This is a genomic window from Vibrio sinensis (assembly GCF_003605645.1).
Classification (GTDB): Bacteria; Pseudomonadota; Gammaproteobacteria; order Enterobacterales; family Vibrionaceae; genus Vibrio; species Vibrio sinensis.
On the sequence record NZ_QVMU01000021.1, the window covers coordinates 50979 to 69153 of the forward strand.

An 18175-nucleotide genomic window follows, 5' to 3' on the forward strand; every position below is an offset into this window, starting at 1 on the left:
GGATTAAGATAAGTCGTTGTATCTTACTCGTAACACGTTAATTCAGAGATCATCAATGAAGAACATTAGCCAAGAAATGAATGACTTTTTGCATAGAAGCGTAGACTCACACGTTCGCGTTGCGGTGACCGGGTTGTCCCGAGCGGGCAAGACGGCGTTTATCACTTCTTTGGTGAATCAATTGCTTCATACTTCGACACATGACAATTTGCCTTTGTTGTCTGCTGCTCGTGATAAACGAATTGTAGGCGCTAAGCGTGAACCTCAAACTAATATGATGGTGCCACGATTTGCTTATGACGAAGCGATTGATTCTGTCTCTTTACTCGAGCCTCAATGGCCAGAGCCGACTCGTGACGTCAGCGAAATTCGCTTAGCGATCAAATTCAAATCGAATAAAAAAACCAAGAAACTGTTCAGTAGCACCTCGACGATTCATCTCGATATTATTGACTACCCGGGCGAATGGTTATTAGATTTACCTCTGCTCGATATGGATTTCCATCAGTGGTCAGAAAGTCAGTTCAATGCCTTAAACGGAACAAGAAAAGTACTTGCGCAACAATGGTTAGAACAATTAGCTCAACTCGATTTAGATGCTGAGGCCGATGAGAAACAATTAGAACATTTGTCTAAGAGCTACACAGAGTTTCTACATAGCTGTAAAAACGAGGGGTTGCACTGGGTTCAGCCTGGACGCTTTGTTTTGCCAGGAGAGCTTGTGGGGGCGCCAGTCCTGCAGTTTTTTCCATGTCAATTTACATCAGATAAAAAGATCATTAAGCACAGCTATTTGGATTTATTGAAAGCTCGATACCATGAATATCAACAGAAAGTGGTAAAAGCATTTTATAAACATCACTTTGCATCGTTTGATCGCCAAATCGTCTTAGTAGACTGTTTGCAGCCTTTAAATGCAGGTTACGACTCATTTAATGATATGCGCACGGCACTTGAACAAATTATGCATAGTTTTCGCTATGGACGAAACAATCTGCTCAAGCGCTTGTTTTCGCCACGAATTGATAAGGTGTTGTTTGCTGCGACCAAAGCTGATCACGTCACTCCAGAGCAGCACGCGAATTTGGTGTCGTTGCTACAACAGATGGTTCATCCGGCTTGGCAAAGCGCCGCTTATGAGAATATAGAGATGAATTGTATGAGCATTGCCTCTATACAAGCGACGACGCCGGGATTTATTTCAAGTCCTCAAGGTTCCGTCCCTGCAATACAAGGTGATAACACCAATGGCGAAAGTATGACACTCTTTCCTGGGGAAGTTCCTAAGAAACTACCGGGACAATCTTATTGGCAAGATCAGGGATTTGAGTTTGTTTCATTTCGCCCGAAACATCATGAAAGAGATGAACCCCTTGAACATATACGAATCGACAAAGCTCTAGAATTCTTGATTGGAGACAAATTAAAATGAGTGAGTTCAAGAAAAAACAAATATTTGATCAACCCTTATATCAAGAGAAAGAAGATTCAGTCGAGCTTAATACGCAAATGCATTTTGACGTTAAAGAGAGCTTTATTCCTAGTCTTACAGACAGCTCAGAACAAGAGAGTAATGCAGAACAACAACTGGAGCAGGTGATTCGACCGAAAAGTGGCTCAAAGTGGCTGGCTTCTGGGTTGCTGGCGGTACTTTCTGCTCTGATTGGATGGCAAGCAATTGATAGCGTTATTACTGCTGTACAAAGTGCAGACTGGTTATCGCTCGGTTGGGCTGGCTTTATTTCGACTATCGCGGTACTAGGGCTTGGAGCGATAGGTAAGGAACTTTGGAAGCTACGTTCATTACGTCATCATTTTAGTATACAAGAGCAAAGTGAAGCTCTGATTGCCAACAATGGCGTAGGTAAGGGGCGAAGCTTTTGTGAGTCTTTAGCTAAACAAAGTGGAGTACCGTTAGAATCCCCTTATTACGATCGCTGGACTAACAGTGTCACTGCATCTCACAGTGATGCAGAAATCTTAGATATGTACGATGCGATGGTCGTTGTTGAGCAAGATAAACTGGCAACGAAATTGGTTTCAAAATATGCGACAGAATCGGCGGTATTAGTTGCTGTAAGCCCATTAGCATTAGCGGATATGTTGCTGGTTGCGTGGCGTAATTTTAAAATGATTGATCAATTAGCCACGGTATATGGTATAGAACTGGGCTATTGGTCTCGCTTGCAGCTATTTAAGAGTACCTTGGTTAATATGGCCGCTGCGGGGGCAAGTGAACTTGCGATTGATGCGAGTATGGATTTAATGTCAATGGATCTTGCTAGTAAGGTCTCTGCAAGGGCAGGGCAAGGCATTGGTGTTGGTGTTCTGACAGCGAGATTGGGTTTGAAATCAATGTCCTTGCTTCGCCCGATCCCTTGGCATCAAGAACGCAAAGTTAAATTGAGTACAATTCGCAAACAAATAGTGGCTAAAATCGCAGCGATCAGCGTGAAATAGCACGAATGTGATGCTTAAAATAGCGAGATGCTTGACGAAGATCTAGGGTTAGGAGAAACTACTGTCAACTTTTCCTGACACCTAAATCCTAGGAATATTCCAGTGCGTTTAGAAGTAATTTGTGAAGATAGACTTGGGTTAACTCGCGAGCTGCTTGATATTCTGGCCTCAAAAAACATCGACTTACGTGGTATCGAAATTGATGTATCTGGCATTATTTATTTAAATTGCCCAGACATCGATTTCGAGACCTTTAGTGAGTTGATGGCAGAAATTCGTCGTATTCCTGATGTAAAAGATGTGCGTAAAATTCAGTTTATGCCTATCGAACGTCACAACACGGAATTAATCTCCTTACTGAATAATCTTCCCGACCCAGTTCTAGCTATTGATCTAAAAGGCAATGTTGATATGGCTAACCATTCTGCATTGAGTCTGTTTGGTCGTGAAGAATCCGATGTATTTGGTCACCAGATTAGTGCGTTACTGCCTAGTTTCAACTTTTCTAAATGGGTTGAGGGGACGATTACCCGTCAACGTGAAGAGATTGTCATCGGTGGTCTTGATTACGTTATGGAAATCATGCCTGTCTATATTTCTGGTGAATCGAAAGAATCAATATTAACCAGTACTATGATGATCATCCGTGCTCTTCATGATGCACCTGCCGTTAAAGATGTAGTTTCAATCCACAGTAATCTGGGTTTTGAACATTTTGTCGGGGTCTCTAATCGTCATAAAACCTTGATGAGTCAAGCGAAGAAACTGTCTGTTTTGGATCAGCCACTTCTCATTCAAGGAGAAACGGGAACGGGCAAAGAGATGCTTGCACGAGCTTGTCACAATCGTTCTCAACGAGCTTCATCTCCATTTTTGATATTAAGTTGTGCATCAATGCCTGATGATGTGGCTGAAACTGAATTGTTTGGTCATGCACCCGGTTCATTTAATCTTGAACAAGGGCATAAAGGTATTTTTGAGCAAGCGAGTGGTGGTACGGTTTTCTTAGATGAAATCGGCGAAATGAGTCCACATTTGCAAATCAAATTACTACGATTTTTACAAGACGGCAGGTTTAGACGTGTTGGCGAAGAGCATGAAATTCATGTTGATGTGCGAGTCATTGCTTCGACTCGACTCAATTTGGCGGATCTTTCTCAGGGTGGGCAGTTCCGAGAAGATTTGTTCTATAGACTAAATGTTCTTACTTTGACGATACCAGCTCTACGTGAACGCTCAACGGATATTGCGCCGCTCCTTGATCTATTTGTTTCGAAGTATGTAAAACAACTCGGTTTGAATAAGCCGACATTAGCTGATGATCTTATTGATCAATTAGCCAGCTACCAATGGCCAGGTAACATGCGCCAATTGGAAAATATGGTGCTTCGCGCACTCACTGAACTAGATTCTAATACACTCACTGCCGATCTTTTCCATCTACCTCAGTTGGAATCAACAGCGGCAGGTTGGCCAGCACTTAACCTTGATGGCTCCTTAGATGAAATGATGAAACAGTATGAATCTCAAATCCTAGAGCGCTTATATCAGTCATTTCCATCCAGCCGTAAGTTGGCTAAGCGCTTAGATGTTTCTCATACATCAGTGGCGAACAAATTACGTGAATATGGAATTAGAAAGAATTAAATGGAAAGAGTCAGTACCCCTTGCCAGGTTTACGAAGTCGATGGCGATATTGTCTTACGTACCGCTGAGCCAACAGATGGTTATATGCTTGCGAATTACTTCCAAACCAACCGAGAGCATTTAAGGCCATGGGAGCCAAAACGTGAAGAGGCATTCTTTACGTTGGCAGGTTGGACTCAACGTCTGATTAAGCTCAATGAACTGCATAAAATGGGCTTGGGCTATTATCTGCTAATCATAGATAAAGAGAGCGGGGCAATGCTGGGGACGATTTCATTTAGTAACATTGCTCGTTTTCCTTGTCATTCTTGTAATGTAGGGTACTCGTTAGCTTTAAGTGCACAAGGTCGGGGTGTAATGGGTAGAGCTTTGAAGTTAGCGATAGACTATATGTTCAAGATACAGAACATTCATCGCATTATGGCAAGTTATATGCCTCGAAACAGTAAAAGTGCCAATGTATTGAAGCGAGCTGGTTTTGAACTGGAAGGGTTTGCAAAAAATTATCTGCTGATCAATGGCAAGTGGGAGGATCATAATCTAACCGCATTGGTGAACCATCACTGGAACGAAGCATGATGAAGTTAGATCGCATGGAGCAACAACTGGCTTTAGTTATAGAGTTGGATCAATTAAAGTCCGTTCTTCGTCGTACTCGCGTAAAAAGCGCAGAAAGTCGATTAGAAAATAGTGCTGAACACAGTTGGCATGTTGCATTGATGGCAATATTGATGGAAGAACATGCGAATGAAACGGTTGATATAAGCAAAGTCGTAAAAATGTTGCTGTTGCATGATATTGTAGAGATTGATGCTGGTGATACATTTGTTTATGACTTGGCTGCTACTGAATTACAAGCAGAAAAAGAGCTTGATGCGGCCAAACGTCTATTTGGTTTATTACCCAATGACCAAGGCGATGCACTTTTTTCAGTGTGGTTAGAGTTTGAACAAGCAGAAAGTGCAGAAGCTAAATTTGCAAAAGCATTGGATCGGATTATTCCGATGCTGCTTAACTTTCATAATCAAGGACAAAGCTGGAAAGAGCATAATGTCTCGATGCAGCAAGCCCTTACGATAAATAAAAAAATTGAAAATGGTTCAAATGCCTTATGGGTTAAAGCCCAGCAGGTAATTGAAGAAGCCACCCATCAAGGTTGGCTAAGAAACGAGGAAAATTGATGTCTTATTTACCTTTGGAAGAATACCAAAGAAAATGGATTTTTACTCATCAGTCGATGCCTGTTCCAGAGCAAGACTGGATCGCGATCAAACCAATGGATCAATTGCGTTCAGCGCAGTTGTGGAAAGAGAACATAAGTGCGCAAAGTCCAGATGCGGATCGCTTAAGTTCAAGCGACTGGCCAATGAAAGAGAGTAATTGGTCGGATAGTGTGGATTGGATGACTGCATGGGAATCAGACGACGAGTCTCTACCAGAGTCAGTATTGGAACATATCGATTGGCAAGATGACGTAACTGTATATTTTTGTTATGAAAAATATAATGTTATCGAAACTAAATGGGTGACTTTCAAGAAGCACTGGAAAAACTTTTTGTTTTACGATGATGGTCCAATTTTAATTGCTCGTCGCCGTAATGAAGCTCTTTGGTTTGATAGCAAAGGCAAAGTAAAGTTAGGTCACCGCGACTAACATTACAGCATGTAGTTATTTATTGTGACTGACTATAAAAAGATCATAAAGTGGCAAGTTGACAGGAAAGGATCCTTTTTAGATCTTAAATATCCATATAAATCAACAGGTTTTTTTGTGATGCCAATTCCATAAATTGTGTGAATAGGTGAATAATTCATTCAGTTTGTTATCATTTTGATTATTAGTTGTGCATATAATAATTTTCAAGTTAGCGGTAACAAGCAAAGGATTGGGTGAATGGTAGAGTCATTAGTATTGCAACTACAAAGGGATTTTTATGCGCACATTAATTCGTTGCAAGCATATACACTTCCCCAAACGCGACCAACGCTAACGGTCTTAACAGAAGAAGAACTTAAAGAACTCGAAAACGTTTGGGTTGAGCTTTCTGTATGGCAACGTAAACAAACTCATTAATTGGTTGTGATGTGGAAAACCTCAATAGCTTTCAAGGCATTGAGGTTTTTTTATGTCTTAACTTTGAAATGTTATGTTATAACAATTGTATTCTAAGTATTGAAATTCTAAGCGAGAGTCCCCATAGTTAATCACATGAAGGTCTAATTTGATCACATAATTCGATAATATTAAGTTTCAAGTGAGTATGTATATGGCGGAAGTACGAGCCAGAGTAGACTTTAAAGTCGGCGCGAAAAGTAACATTAACGCAGAAATTCTATCCTTTCATGGTCTTATGACAGATAAGGAACATGTTGCTGTGATTTTCAAGCAGGCGGATAAAACGCAAGATGCGCCTCTTGTCCGTATGCATTCAGAATGTTTAACCGGTGATGTTTTCCATTCTTCACGATGTGATTGTGGAGAGCAACTTGAGGAAACTATCAACCGAATGGGTGAGTCAGGCGGTGTCATTTTATATTTACGGCAAGAAGGCCGTGGCATCGGTTTATATAATAAAATCGACGCGTATAAACTTCAGAGTGAAGGTATGAATACCTACGAAGCGAATAATCACCTTGGGTTCGGTGACGATTTACGCGATTTTACTGAAGCTGCGCAAATGCTGAAAGCCTTGGGACTTGATACGATTCGTCTAGTAACGAATAACCCTAAAAAAGTACGTGAACTTCAAGAGCATGGTATTACTATATCAGAAGTAGTTCATACTTCTGCCCATATCAAAGAGGGCAACGAAAGCTACTTAAAAGCAAAAGTTTCCCACGGCAAGCATGAACTAAAATTGTAAATATTTTTGATGATTTAGCGACAAAAACCCCATGCATATGGGGTTTTTGTGTTTCTGGGTTGCAAAAAAATTGTAACTTTGTATTATTCAGGAATTGTAGTGCAAATGATAATGATTAGCACTATTGATTAATATAATGATACTTAGCTCAACAAGGATGCTTCCCATGAAAGTGAAATCACTTCTTTCACGTGCCGTCACGGCTACTCTATTTCTCGCCAGCTCTTCAGCTTTTTCTGCGGATGTTAATAAGCAGCAAGTGGTTGAACATTATGCTGATCTTGCTCATAGCGTTTATTCTGATGCTCTAACGACGGCACAGACGTTAGATAAATCGATTGAATCTTTTCTATCGGAACCGTCAGCAGCAAAGCTGGAACAAGTTAAGCAAGCATGGTTAGCCTCGCGTGTACCGTACCAACAGTCTGAAGTATTTCGTTTTGGTAACGCAGTGGTTGATGATTGGGAAGGGCAATTAAACGCATGGCCTCTTGATGAGGGCTTAATTGATTATGTTAATTTAGATTATCAATACGAGCTTGGTAACGATGGCGCTAATGCCAATATTATTGCCAATGAGAAATTGGTGATCGGTTCATCTACGTTAAATGTGAAAGAAATTACACCGGAACTTATCGCTAATTTAAATGAAGTGGGTGGTTCTGAAGCGAACGTGGCCTCTGGTTACCATGCCATTGAGTTTTTATTGTGGGGACAAGATCTCAATGGAACAAATGCCGGCGCTGGAGCGAGAGCTTACACAGATTTTGTCGTTGGTAACGAGTGTACCAATGGTCACTGTGATCGTCGTGGAGATTACTTAAAAGCGGCGGCTGAATTGCTTATTCAAGATTTAGCTTGGATGGAGAAACAATGGTCGCCAGAGCAGACTGGAAACTATCGTGAAGAGTTGCTGAATGACTCTGCAGATAATGGCCTTCGAAAAATGCTATTTGGTATGGGTTCATTATCACTCGGTGAATTGGCGGGTGAGCGAATGAAAGTGGCGTTAGAAGCCAACTCTACAGAAGATGAGCACGATTGTTTCTCTGACAATACTCACAATTCTCATTACTACAATGAGCAGGGTATTTTTAATGTTTACACTGGAAGCTACCAGCGTACTGATGGTTCAATGTTTGAAGGCCCGAGCATTTTTGATCTTGTTGCTCAAAAGGATCAAAAAGCAGCTCAACAAATCCAAATTCAATTTGATTCGACCTTAGCTCAAGTGGGTGAGTTAGTTACAGAAGCTGAGAAAAATGGCCAATTTTTCGATCAGCTAATTGCTGCTGGCAATACTCAGGGGAATACACTGGTCAATGAAACTATCATCTCTCTAGTTGCTCAAACGGCTTCAATCGAACGAGCAGCAAAAATTGTTGGCATCGACAGCTTAAGCCCTGATTCCGCCGATCACGAATTCTAATGAGTGATGCTAATTATAGGGCTCTTAATAGAGCCCTTTTTCTATTGTTTTTCTATTGGGTTATTTGGTATGAAACTATCGTTCATCCTCGCTGTACTTAGCTCCTTTCTATTATCATTCCCTATTGCTGCGTACGAGATTAAATCTGGTGGTGGCACCACGGTTAAGAAGAGTGGGCCTAATGCCTATTCATTACCTGCCGCAAACTTACCTATGAGTAAGCGTCTTGATTTTAGCGTGGGTAATAGCTTCTTTCGTAATCCTTGGGTTCAAGCCCCAGCATCAACAGATGCACGAGATGGCTTAGGCCCGTTATTTAATACTAACGGGTGTCAGAATTGTCATATCAAAGATGGCCGTGGTCACCCTCCAGAGAAAGGCGATTTGCATGCTGTATCCATGTTGGTTCGATTGAGTATCCCCGCGAAAACGGCAGAACAGAAAAAAGCCATTATCCAAGATGGAGTCATACCGGAACCTGTTTATGGTGACCAGTTACAAGACTTTTCTTTGCAAGACCAAAAAGCTGAAGGGAAGATTAATATCCACTATAGCGATGTACCTGTAACATTTACTGATGGCACTCAAGTAATACTACGTAAGCCAATCGTCACTTTGAGTCATCTCGGCTATGGAGAGATGCAACCAGACACCATGTTCTCTGCCCGTGTTGCGCCGATTATGATTGGTTTAGGTTTATTGGAGAGTATTCCTGATGAGACGCTGAAAGCGTGGGCGGATGAGGTAGATGTAGACCAAGATGGAATATCAGGAAAATTGAATAAAGTTTGGCATGTCGAAGATAAAGCTTTTGCGATAGGTCGATTTGGTTGGAAAGCGGGCCAACCAACACTGATGCAACAAAACGCAGCAGCTTTCAATGGCGACGTTGGCTTAACGAGTCATCTTTTTCCCAACGAGAACTGCTCACCAAGCCAGAGTATTTGTCAGACGTTGCCAAATGGTGGCAAACATGAGGTCAGTAGAAATATTCTCGATTTTGTCGAGTTTTACTCTCAACACTTAGCGGTCCCATCGCGCCGAAACGTCGATGATCCTCTTGTTCAAAAGGGCCAGGCACTATTTGTAAAAGTTGGCTGTGATAGTTGCCATAAAAGCAATGTTCGCACAGGCGTACGAGATGATCTTCCTGCGTTATCTAACCAAACGATCCATCCTTATACTGATTTGTTGCTGCATGATATGGGCGATGGGTTGGCTGATGATCGACCAGAGTATTTGGCGACAGGGAGAGAGTGGCGAACTGCACCATTATGGGGGATTGGTTATACCCAAGAAGTCAATAAGCACAGTTATTTCCTACATGATGGTCGAGCACGAAACTTATTGGAAGCTGTGTTGTGGCATGGGGGAGAAGCAGAAAAAGCTAAGCAGCAAGTGCTGAGTTTTGATTCTGCTCAACGAGATGCTCTGATTGCGTTTCTCAATTCATTATAGGAGGTTGAAATGCTAAAACGATGGGTACCATTGTCAGTCTTTAGCTTGTTATTGATGAGCGGATGTCAAACAGGGCAAGTTTACATTCCGTCCCAATCAGACTCACCGGAACTCACTTCCCACGATAGCCAAAGCGTGTATGAAGTAGAATTTTTTGCAGTTCAAGCATTCTTTCGAGCAACGATTGATCTAAACCATGAGTTTGAACGTTATTGCGCACAAGGCGGTGAACTATTGGGCATCAAACAGCAATGGCACCAAACAACGCTAGCTTGGATGGCACTACAAGGACAGGAGCGAGGACCAACGAGGGCGCTTGAACGAAGCTGGAATGTTCAGTTTTGGCCAGATAAGAAAAATACCACGGGTCGGAAAATGCAAAGTTTGATCACGTCACCGAATAGTTACACTGTGGAGGAAATTGCCGAGCAGAGTGTCACAGTTCAAGGCCTTGGCGCAATAGAGTGGCTACTTTATGAAGAAGTTTCAAATTTGCCGAATGATCCAATGGTGTGCGAAACCGGTGTCGCTATCAGTGAAAACCTCGTTAACAATGCCGATGCAATACGTAAGGCTTGGAGTACAAATCCATGGAAGTCTTTGGATAACGAAGACTGGGAGGCGGAATATCTGGCGCTGTTGTCTAGTCAATTGGATTACAGCATTAAGAAACTAAGCCGACCAATGGCGAAAGTAGGAAATCCTAGACCATACTTTGCAGAAGCGTGGCGCTCACAAACCTCGATGTCGAACCTAAAAGCAAATATTGAAGCATTGGAAGCTTTGTACATTGCTGATGGTAATGGATTAGATCGCTTACTGAGAGATGATGGCCATGTAGCGTTAGCAGATAGAATTGTGAATCAGTTTGATATCATGCTAGTAACTTGGCCAAGTGAATCGAGTCTATTCCAATTGTTGCAAAGCAAACAAGGATATCAGCAGGTATTCGCTCAATATAATAAGTTAACTCAGCTTAAATACTTAATTCATGAAGAAGTCGCCATTGAACTTGGTGTCGTAATAGGATTTAACGCAACTGATGGTGACTGATCAAACAAGACGCTCTTTACTCAAAGCAGCCCTATTTGGAGCGACAGCTCCTATCTTGCCTCTAGGGTGCGCGGCTGCCAATGAGCATAGAAAAGCCGCATTGATAGGGTGTGCATTGACATCGAGAAACCAATTCTCAGTCGTTGTCGCTAGCGAAGATGGGGCTCCAATACATCAATTGCCTTTACCGAGTCGTGGCCATGGTATCGCGGTACACCCATCACGCTCTCATGCGGTTGCCTTTGCTCGCAGACCGGGTGATTATCTGATGATATTTGACTACCAAACCGGTCAAATAGAGCGCGTTATTTTGGCTAAGAATAACCGTTATTATTATGGTCACGGCGTCTATTCGAATGATGGTTTACTTTTGTACGTCACAGAAGGTGAAAGGCGATCGAGTCGTGGAATTATTGGTATTTATGATGCTGAGAAAAACTATCAAAAAGTCGCGGAGTTGACAGGCTTTGGAATCGGCCCTCATGAAATAATTATTATGCCAGATAATTCATTGGTGGTCGGTGTGGGAGGCGTTCACACCCATGGCCGCAAAGCGATCAATTTAGCCACAATGGAACCTAGTTTAAGTTATTTGTCTGCAGCCGGTGAATTACTTGAGCAGGTTCATTTACCAGATCGACATTTGAGTATTCGGCATTTAGCTCACGATGGAAATAATACGGTGCTTTGTGGTCAGCAATATCGCGGCAATAGTGAGGAGGCTCCGGCATTGTTGGCAATGCATACTCAAGGAGGGGAGCTGGAGCCTTTGATTGCTGAACCTGAACAGTGGTCGAGATTTAATCAATACATTGCAAGTATTGCTGCTTCAGAACAATGGATATTAGCGACGTCTCCACGAGGAAATTGCTATGGTATTTGGTCCAAGCAATCAAAGAAATTAGTTGAGTTGGCTTCACTACCGGATGCATCCGGGGTCGTTTTTCAAAATCAACGATTTAATATAAGTTCTGGGGCAGGCCAGACAATTTCAGTGACTAAGCCGAAAGATATTCACTCTTTTAGCCATGGTGTTCGATGGGATAATCATTGGAGTTCAATAGGTTAGATCTCATTTTTAGGTTAAAAGTAAGAGTGTTATTTCTCAAAAACAAGTCATGTGATGCTCGCTATTATCTGCCATACTTTTATGGATAAAAAATAATCAGATAAAGTATTCAGATAGTGAAGAGTGGTATGACAAGGATGAAAGCGTTTTTACTAATATTATTATTATTGCCCATACCATCATGGGCAATGTCTTATTTTGAAGAGCTTGGTTGGATAAACTCGGAGAGTAAAGTACCGAGTTTATTGTTGTATCCCGAGCAGGTAGAGGCTTTGTATCAAGATGAACCAAATTTGATCTGGCACGACATGCAAGAAAGTACACAACTAGAATTCCAGCTTGAGATTATCCAACGTGCAGGTTTCAGTCCTTTAATTTCCCGTCAACTTAGCTACTTACGTTTCTATAGAAAAAGTAATCTTTGGTATGAATATGACCTACTCGCAACGGATACGCTGATTTTTTATATGAGCTATGCTGAGCAAGCCAAGCGCATGGGGCATGCATGGTTTTTTGAGGGTAAGTTAAATAGTGTTCTTCCACCACCGAGTGAAGAGGCATTATTTGAATTACGAAATTCGGCAAGTAGCAGTCAGTTAGCAGAGCTGATAGAAACCTATACGCCAGATACGAACGGCTATATGAATTTAATTAACGCCTATTTAGAGGTGGCTCATCATCAAGGCAAACAGTTGCCCAAATACCAACAATCTGGAGTTAAGCGTGTTGGTGACCAATTAGAAAACAAACCACTGCTTCTTGAACGACTCAAAGTTGTCGATGTTGATCTTGACGGAGTTAGAATAGATATATCATGGTACGACAAGACGCTAGAGGTTGCTATTAAGCAGTTTCAAGGGATACACGGACTGTATCGTGACGGTGTGATTGGTCCTAATACGATGAAATGGCTCAATATGGCGGTTGAAGATCGTATGGCGATGTTAGCTCTGAATGCTGAACGTGCGCGAATTTGGCCTGATCAACGAGAGAGACTAATCCTAGTAAATGTTCCTGGTTTTGATATGGAATATTGGTATGGTGGCGAATCCGTGTTTACTTCGCGTGTTGTTGTCGGAAGAGAAACTCGCCAGACACCTGTTATGGTGACAAACCTGAATGCTTTGATTTTAAACCCAAGTTGGAATGTGCCATGGAAGATCATGGTGGAAGATATCATCCCAAAAGTTCAAGAAGATATAGGGTATCTTGAAAAGATGAACATTGAGATTATTCCTAAATGGGGTTCTTCTGAAACGATTAATCCTATCGAAATTGATTGGGAAACCCTGAACCCTAAAGCATTCCCATACAAAATGCGCCAAATGTCTGGGGATTACAATGCGTTAGGTCTTTATAAGTTTAATACGCCTAACAATCGCGCCATTTTTTTACACGATACACCAAGTAAGTCGTTATTTAATCGTGCGAGTCGTGCATTTAGTTCTGGATGTGTTCGCGTTCAATATGCAGATAAGTTCGCAAATTTACTTTTAAAAAGCCAAGGACTCGATACCGATCGGATTAAAGCGGCAGAAGATACTGCGAACAAGGCGATTTCTTTACGAAAGAGAATTCCAGTCCATATCATCTATCAAACCGCATGGTCTGAAAAAGGTACGGTACAATACCGAGAAGACATATATAGCCTAGACCGACTAAATTCAACCAAAGGTTGATCTTGACACAAAATTTGCATTTTTGTTGTTTTAACTAAAATCGTTGATAGTTCAATTAATAAGCGTGTTAAAAGCTCTTTTTTGAGTTTTTAGCACGTTTTATGCATTTGCACTTAGATAAATAGTTAGGTAACGTCCCGAACTACATGATTCGTACTAGGGCGTTGACCCAAAATCACAACAACGAAGGTTTAGAAAAGTGCAGGTATCTCGTAGAAATTTTGTTAAGTTGGCGGGCAGTGGGCTGATTGTCGCTAGCTGTGTTCCAAATATTGCTCTCGCCTCGTTACCGAATCAATCCCGTACGCTTGCTCTTAGTAGTATTAATACCGGTGAGACATTAGAAACACGTTATTTCGACGGTGCTCATTATCTGAAAAATGAGCTGTATCGTCTCAATCATATCTGTCGTGACTTTCGACGTAATGAAATGATAAATATGGATAAGCTGTTGTTTGATAAGATTTCTTTGATTCAATCTCATCTTGGGGTAGATACGGAAGTTCAACTGATTTCAGGTTATCGTTCGCCAGCAACCAATGCAGCGCTTCGCTCTCGCTCTAGTGGGGTGGCAAAGAAAAGCTACCATATGACAGGGCAGGCAATTGATTTCCGCCTTGATGGTGTGAGCTTGAAGCGGGTACGTGACGCGGCAAGAGAGTTGCAAGCAGGTGGGGTCGGTTACTACCCAAGAAGTAACTTTGTTCATATTGATACCGGTCCAGTACGTTATTGGACTTAGTTTTTGTTCGCCTTTACATGATACGGGTGATTGTCAAAATCAACCGCTAATGTCATAGTGCAGAAAATTTTGATTCAATAAAGGTTTTGCTATGTCTTTGAAATACCAAGTCGTTCCTGTAACGTCATTTTTGCAGAATTGCTCTATCGTTTGGTGTGATGAAACGATGGAAGGAGTGGTGGTTGATCCCGGTGGCGACGAGAAGCATTTGGCGACTATTATCAATGAACTTGGTGTGAAAGTAGTAAACTTGGTGTTGACACACGGACATTTAGACCATGTTGGTGGAACAGAACCATTGGCACGACTGTTAGGTAATACACCGATTGTTGGACCAAATAAAGAAGACAATTTTTGGTTGCAAGGCTTGGAAGGGCAAAGCCAAATGTTTGGCTTTCCACTCACTGAAGCATTTGAACCTGATCAATGGTTAAACGATGGCGATCAAATTAAATTTGGTCATCAAGTTCTAGATGTTATTCATACTCCAGGTCATACCCCTGGCCATGTTGTATTATTCAGTGAAGAAGCAAAATTGGCGTTTGTCGGTGATGTTTTATTTAATGGTGCTATTGGCCGTACTGATTTTCCTAAAGGGGATTTCAATACCTTGATCACATCGATTAAAACAAAGTTATGGCCGTTGGGTAATGAGGTTCGTTTTATACCTGGTCATGGTCCTGAGTCTACTTTTGGCCACGAACGTGCATCAAATCCATTTGTAGCGGATGAAATGCCACTGTACTAAGTTGCATTGATACTCACGTACACGAATGTGTAAGAATGAGTTATTTAATATTCCAAGTAGAAGGTCGCTAAGGCGGCCTTTTTTTATGGGTGGAAGTATTACTTACAGTTGGGTCGTCAGTTAAAAATACGTCGTTTCCTTGAGTCTCTGATGCAACTGCCGCAAGATAACGTCGTGTAAGCCCCACAAACTCATCGATAGGCCTGTCTAAATCATTTGCTGATATAAAGAGGTCGTACCCCATATAAAGCCGCTGGTAGCTCATACGGTTAGCTAACATTGCCTGTAAGCCAGAAAATGTTTCTCCTTTCCGGTTTTTATATGGTGTAGTGTCGAGCACAATATCTTCGAACTGGCGATTTTCTTTACTTTGTTTTAATCCTAGATAGAGCAACGCTCGTTGGCTGAGCAAAATTTCAGTGGCGATTCGCGGACAGATACTTTCTAAATAGGGGGTGTAGTGCTTTATTTGAATACCAATCCAGGGTAATGGTTGCTGCCAACCGTCATTATCATAGTGACAGATCTCTATCTTGCTTATGTTACTCCACTTGAGTACCCAGCCCCCTTTGAATAAATGTTGTTGAAAATGTGTTGCAGTCAGGGTGTAACTCACGATGCTTTTTTGTATGAGCCAATAGCTCAGTAAAGCAACGAATAGGAGAATAATGATTGAGAGAAGCGCTTGTTTCCAACCGGGCGATAGAATCAATAAAGCCGATGCGATGATGGCAAAAATATAAAGCCAAGTACGCAAAGTGAATGAATGAACCAGATTGGATTGATTGCTAAGTTGCCGAGTTTTCATCATCAGGGTTTATTATGCGTCACGAACCTTGGGTGGTCATCCCATCGAAATCGTCTGCTTTCCTCCCGACATCTTCATTTCACTTGGTTATATATCCAGTAGAGAAATGCTCTGATTGCTCCATGAATGATTAAATTATAGTCTTCCGAACGAACATCGTTGTTTTTTACGGCAGAATCGCGTTCATACTCTACAAATGAGCCCATTTTTTTGGTATAAAACGCGCTTCAAATTTTCACCACTGCTCGGTTCGCAGTGAAATGGAGAAAAACTCGATGAGACTTGCTCATAAGCGTAAAGTTCAGGCTAAGCTGCAAAAGCGCATCAAAGCGACAGTTGCAAATATTGTTGCAACGAAAACAGTTAAGCCTGCAGTTGAGATCAAAGTCGCTGTAGCACCAGCAGCTGAGAAAGTAGTGGCGTCTGTTAAAAAAACAGAATCAGCACTAACCCCAAAACAGCAACAAGTTTTAGACATTGTTGCAAATAATGCTGAAGGGATTAATCCGAAAGGTATTGGTCTTGCTGCTGGTCAAGAGGAAGCAAAAGCGGCTTCTTGGGCTACAGGTGCGCTTAAAAAACTGCTAGATGAAAGCCTAGTAGTGAAAGAGCAGTTAGCGGGTAACAAAGTTATTTATAAAGCCGTTTAATTTACCCGGTTCTATGATGAATTCTAAGCCTCGTTAATCACGAGGCTTTTTTATTACTTCTGCTTTCTTATTTGCACTGTCACTTATGATTGTTGACTCACTAACCGATATTCATAATGGCGTTTTTTTAGGTCAGTCACAAATTTAACATCTTCCCATAATTTGAGCTCAAGGAAAGTCACTAGGTACTTTTCCTAATAACTCCCACTCACGTTTTCTATAATGCTCTGTTATTTAATGATTTCATAAGATGGCTTGCTTTATGGCTACGTATAAATACGTACTTCTTTAGTTTAACGTCGATGACCTGCTGTTAAGCTTCTCCGTGTTCTCTCTGATTCTAACTTGTTAATAGATGACTCAGTCTGTAGGTGATCTATAAGCATCTGGATTGATGCCGACGCTAACAAAGGACGTGAAGATGAGTCTTATACAAAAATCACTGAAACGAGTAATGAAAAGCACAGCACTTGCTGCTGCATTTGCTTTGATGGCTACCTCAGCCAGTGCCGCAGAAAAAGTGTATCGCTTAAAACTAGCCGAAACTTGGGGACCAAACTTCCCAGTTTTTGGTGATGCCACTAAGAATATGGCAGAAATGGCAGAGAAAATGTCAAATGGCCGTTTGCAAATCCGCATTGATTCAGCGAATAAGCATAAAGCACCACTTGGTATTTTCGACATGGTGAAATCTGGTCAGTACGATTTAGGTCACTCAGGTTCTTACTACTGGAAAGGTAAGGTACCAAATACCTTGTATTTCACTTCGATGCCATTTGGTATGACACCATCTGAGCAATATGCATGGTTTTATCATGGCGGCGGCATGGAACTAATGGAACAAGTTTATTCTCCACATAACTTGTTATCTTTCCCTGGTGGTAATACTGATATTCAGATGGGTGGTTGGTTCCAAAAAGAGATTAACTCAGTTGAAGACCTACAAGGTTTGAAAATGCGCATTCCAGGCTTTGCTGGAGAGGTGCTTGCTGAAGTGGGAGCTAAACCCACGAATATCGCTCCGGGCGAGCTGTACACGTCTTTAGAGCGTCGTACGATAGACGCGCTTGAGTGGGTTGGGCCATCACTTGATTTGCGAATGGGTTTCCACAAAATAGCACCATTTTACTACACAGGATGGCATGAGCCTGGTTCGGAACTTCAATTCCTAGTCAATAAACGCACATGGGAACGTCTACCTGCAGATCTCCAAGAAATCTTGCGCGTTGCTATGCGCACTGCCGCTTACGATATGTATACCCAAGCCACTCATGAAAGCGGTAAAAACTGGGTATCAATGAAGTCGGAATATCCTGATGTACAAGTGAAAGACTTTCCACCTGCTGTTATGAAAGCGCTACGTGAAGCTAACGATAAGTTGCTCGCAGAACACGCAGCAAAAGACGAGTTAGCGAAAGAGATTCAAGCTTCTCAAGCGGACTACTTGCAACAAGTTCGTTCGTGGACTGACATCTCTCATCGTGCATATTTAAACAGTCAAGCTCAATAATAAGTGACAGCGTCACAATAGATAGCGCATTAGAATCTTAATGCGCTAAAAGAAAAGC

Annotated in this window: 18 protein-coding genes; 17 read left to right on the forward strand and 1 reads right to left on the reverse strand. The window is 41.7% G+C overall.

What is annotated here, in order from left to right; translation table 11 throughout:
* The first annotated feature begins 55 nt into the window (after nt 1-55).
* The 15 genes from DZ860_RS17740 (at nt 56) to DZ860_RS17810 (ending at nt 15149) form a co-directional block, all read left to right on the forward strand.
* A complete protein-coding gene (locus DZ860_RS17740; protein WP_120033971.1) occupies nt 56-1432 on the forward strand; it encodes a YcjX family GTP-binding protein in 1377 nt (458 codons plus the stop codon).
* Nucleotides 1429-2460 carry a YcjF family protein gene (locus tag DZ860_RS17745; RefSeq protein ID WP_120033973.1) on the forward strand — a complete coding sequence of 344 codons (1032 nt, stop codon included), beginning with the start codon at nt 1429-1431 and terminating at the stop codon, nt 2458-2460. Before DZ860_RS17740 ends, DZ860_RS17745 begins: the two co-directional genes overlap by 4 nt.
* A 102-nt stretch (nt 2461-2562) precedes the next feature.
* Nucleotides 2563-4107 (forward strand): transcriptional regulator TyrR, encoded by a 1545-nt coding sequence (tyrR, locus tag DZ860_RS17750; protein ID WP_120033975.1) that lies wholly within the window; start codon nt 2563-2565, stop codon nt 4105-4107.
* Nucleotides 4108-4686 (forward strand): ribosomal protein S5-alanine N-acetyltransferase, encoded by a 579-nt coding sequence (rimJ, locus tag DZ860_RS17755; RefSeq protein WP_120033977.1) that lies wholly within the window; start codon nt 4108-4110, stop codon nt 4684-4686.
* Complete coding sequence (locus DZ860_RS17760; protein ID WP_120034033.1) at nt 4686-5288, forward strand: HD domain-containing protein; 603 nt, start codon at nt 4686-4688, stop codon at nt 5286-5288. The genes rimJ and DZ860_RS17760 overlap by 1 nt, the downstream gene beginning before the upstream one ends.
* Nucleotides 5288-5761: a DUF2947 domain-containing protein gene (locus DZ860_RS17765; RefSeq protein ID WP_120033979.1), complete on the forward strand. Its 474-nt coding sequence runs from the start codon at nt 5288-5290 to the stop codon at nt 5759-5761. Before DZ860_RS17760 ends, DZ860_RS17765 begins: the two co-directional genes overlap by 1 nt.
* Nucleotides 5762-6001: 240 nt before the next feature.
* On the forward strand, nt 6002-6181 hold the full coding sequence (locus DZ860_RS17770) for a hypothetical protein (protein ID WP_120033981.1): 180 nt from the start codon (nt 6002-6004) through the stop codon (nt 6179-6181).
* 193 nt (nt 6182-6374) lie between these two features.
* The gene (locus DZ860_RS17775) at nt 6375-6971 is read left to right on the forward strand and encodes a GTP cyclohydrolase II (RefSeq protein WP_120033983.1); all 597 of its coding nucleotides are present in this window, start codon (nt 6375-6377) and stop codon (nt 6969-6971) included.
* Nucleotides 6972-7137: 166 nt separating this feature from the next.
* Complete coding sequence (locus tag DZ860_RS17780) at nt 7138-8400, forward strand: imelysin family protein (protein WP_120033985.1); 1263 nt, start codon at nt 7138-7140, stop codon at nt 8398-8400.
* A 69-nt stretch (nt 8401-8469) separates the two neighbouring features.
* Nucleotides 8470-9858, forward strand: coding sequence for a di-heme oxidoreductase family protein (locus tag DZ860_RS17785; protein ID WP_120033987.1), 1389 nt, complete (start codon nt 8470-8472; stop codon nt 9856-9858).
* A 9-nt stretch (nt 9859-9867) separates the two neighbouring features.
* Nucleotides 9868-10911, forward strand: coding sequence for an imelysin family protein (locus DZ860_RS17790; protein ID WP_120033989.1), 1044 nt, complete (start codon nt 9868-9870; stop codon nt 10909-10911).
* Nucleotides 10901-11980: a DUF1513 domain-containing protein gene (locus DZ860_RS17795; RefSeq protein ID WP_120033991.1), complete on the forward strand. Its 1080-nt coding sequence runs from the start codon at nt 10901-10903 to the stop codon at nt 11978-11980. The genes DZ860_RS17790 and DZ860_RS17795 overlap by 11 nt, the downstream gene beginning before the upstream one ends.
* Nucleotides 11981-12108: 128 nt before the next feature.
* Nucleotides 12109-13659 (forward strand): L,D-transpeptidase family protein, encoded by a 1551-nt coding sequence (locus tag DZ860_RS17800; protein ID WP_120033993.1) that lies wholly within the window; start codon nt 12109-12111, stop codon nt 13657-13659.
* A 199-nt stretch (nt 13660-13858) separates the two neighbouring features.
* Nucleotides 13859-14401: a peptidoglycan L,D-endopeptidase MepK gene (gene mepK / locus DZ860_RS17805; RefSeq protein ID WP_120033994.1), complete on the forward strand. Its 543-nt coding sequence runs from the start codon at nt 13859-13861 to the stop codon at nt 14399-14401.
* A gap of 91 nt (nt 14402-14492) precedes the next feature.
* Entirely contained in the window at nt 14493-15149 is a 657-nt protein-coding gene (locus tag DZ860_RS17810) for an MBL fold metallo-hydrolase (RefSeq protein ID WP_120033996.1), read from the forward strand.
* Nucleotides 15150-15216: 67 nt separating this feature from the next.
* Here DZ860_RS17810 and DZ860_RS17815 read toward each other — a convergent pair whose 3' ends face one another.
* A complete protein-coding gene (locus DZ860_RS17815; RefSeq protein ID WP_120034035.1) occupies nt 15217-15957 on the reverse strand; it encodes a DUF2982 domain-containing protein in 741 nt (246 codons plus the stop codon).
* Between the two features lie 275 nt (nt 15958-16232).
* Here DZ860_RS17815 and DZ860_RS17820 point away from each other — a divergent pair, with 275 nt between their 5' ends.
* On the forward strand, nt 16233-16607 hold the full coding sequence (locus DZ860_RS17820; protein ID WP_120033998.1) for a MarR family transcriptional regulator: 375 nt from the start codon (nt 16233-16235) through the stop codon (nt 16605-16607).
* Nucleotides 16608-17028: 421 nt separating this feature from the next.
* Nucleotides 17029-18117, forward strand: coding sequence for a TRAP transporter substrate-binding protein (locus DZ860_RS17825; RefSeq protein ID WP_120034000.1), 1089 nt, complete (start codon nt 17029-17031; stop codon nt 18115-18117).
* The last annotated feature ends 58 nt before the right edge of the window (nt 18118-18175 follow it).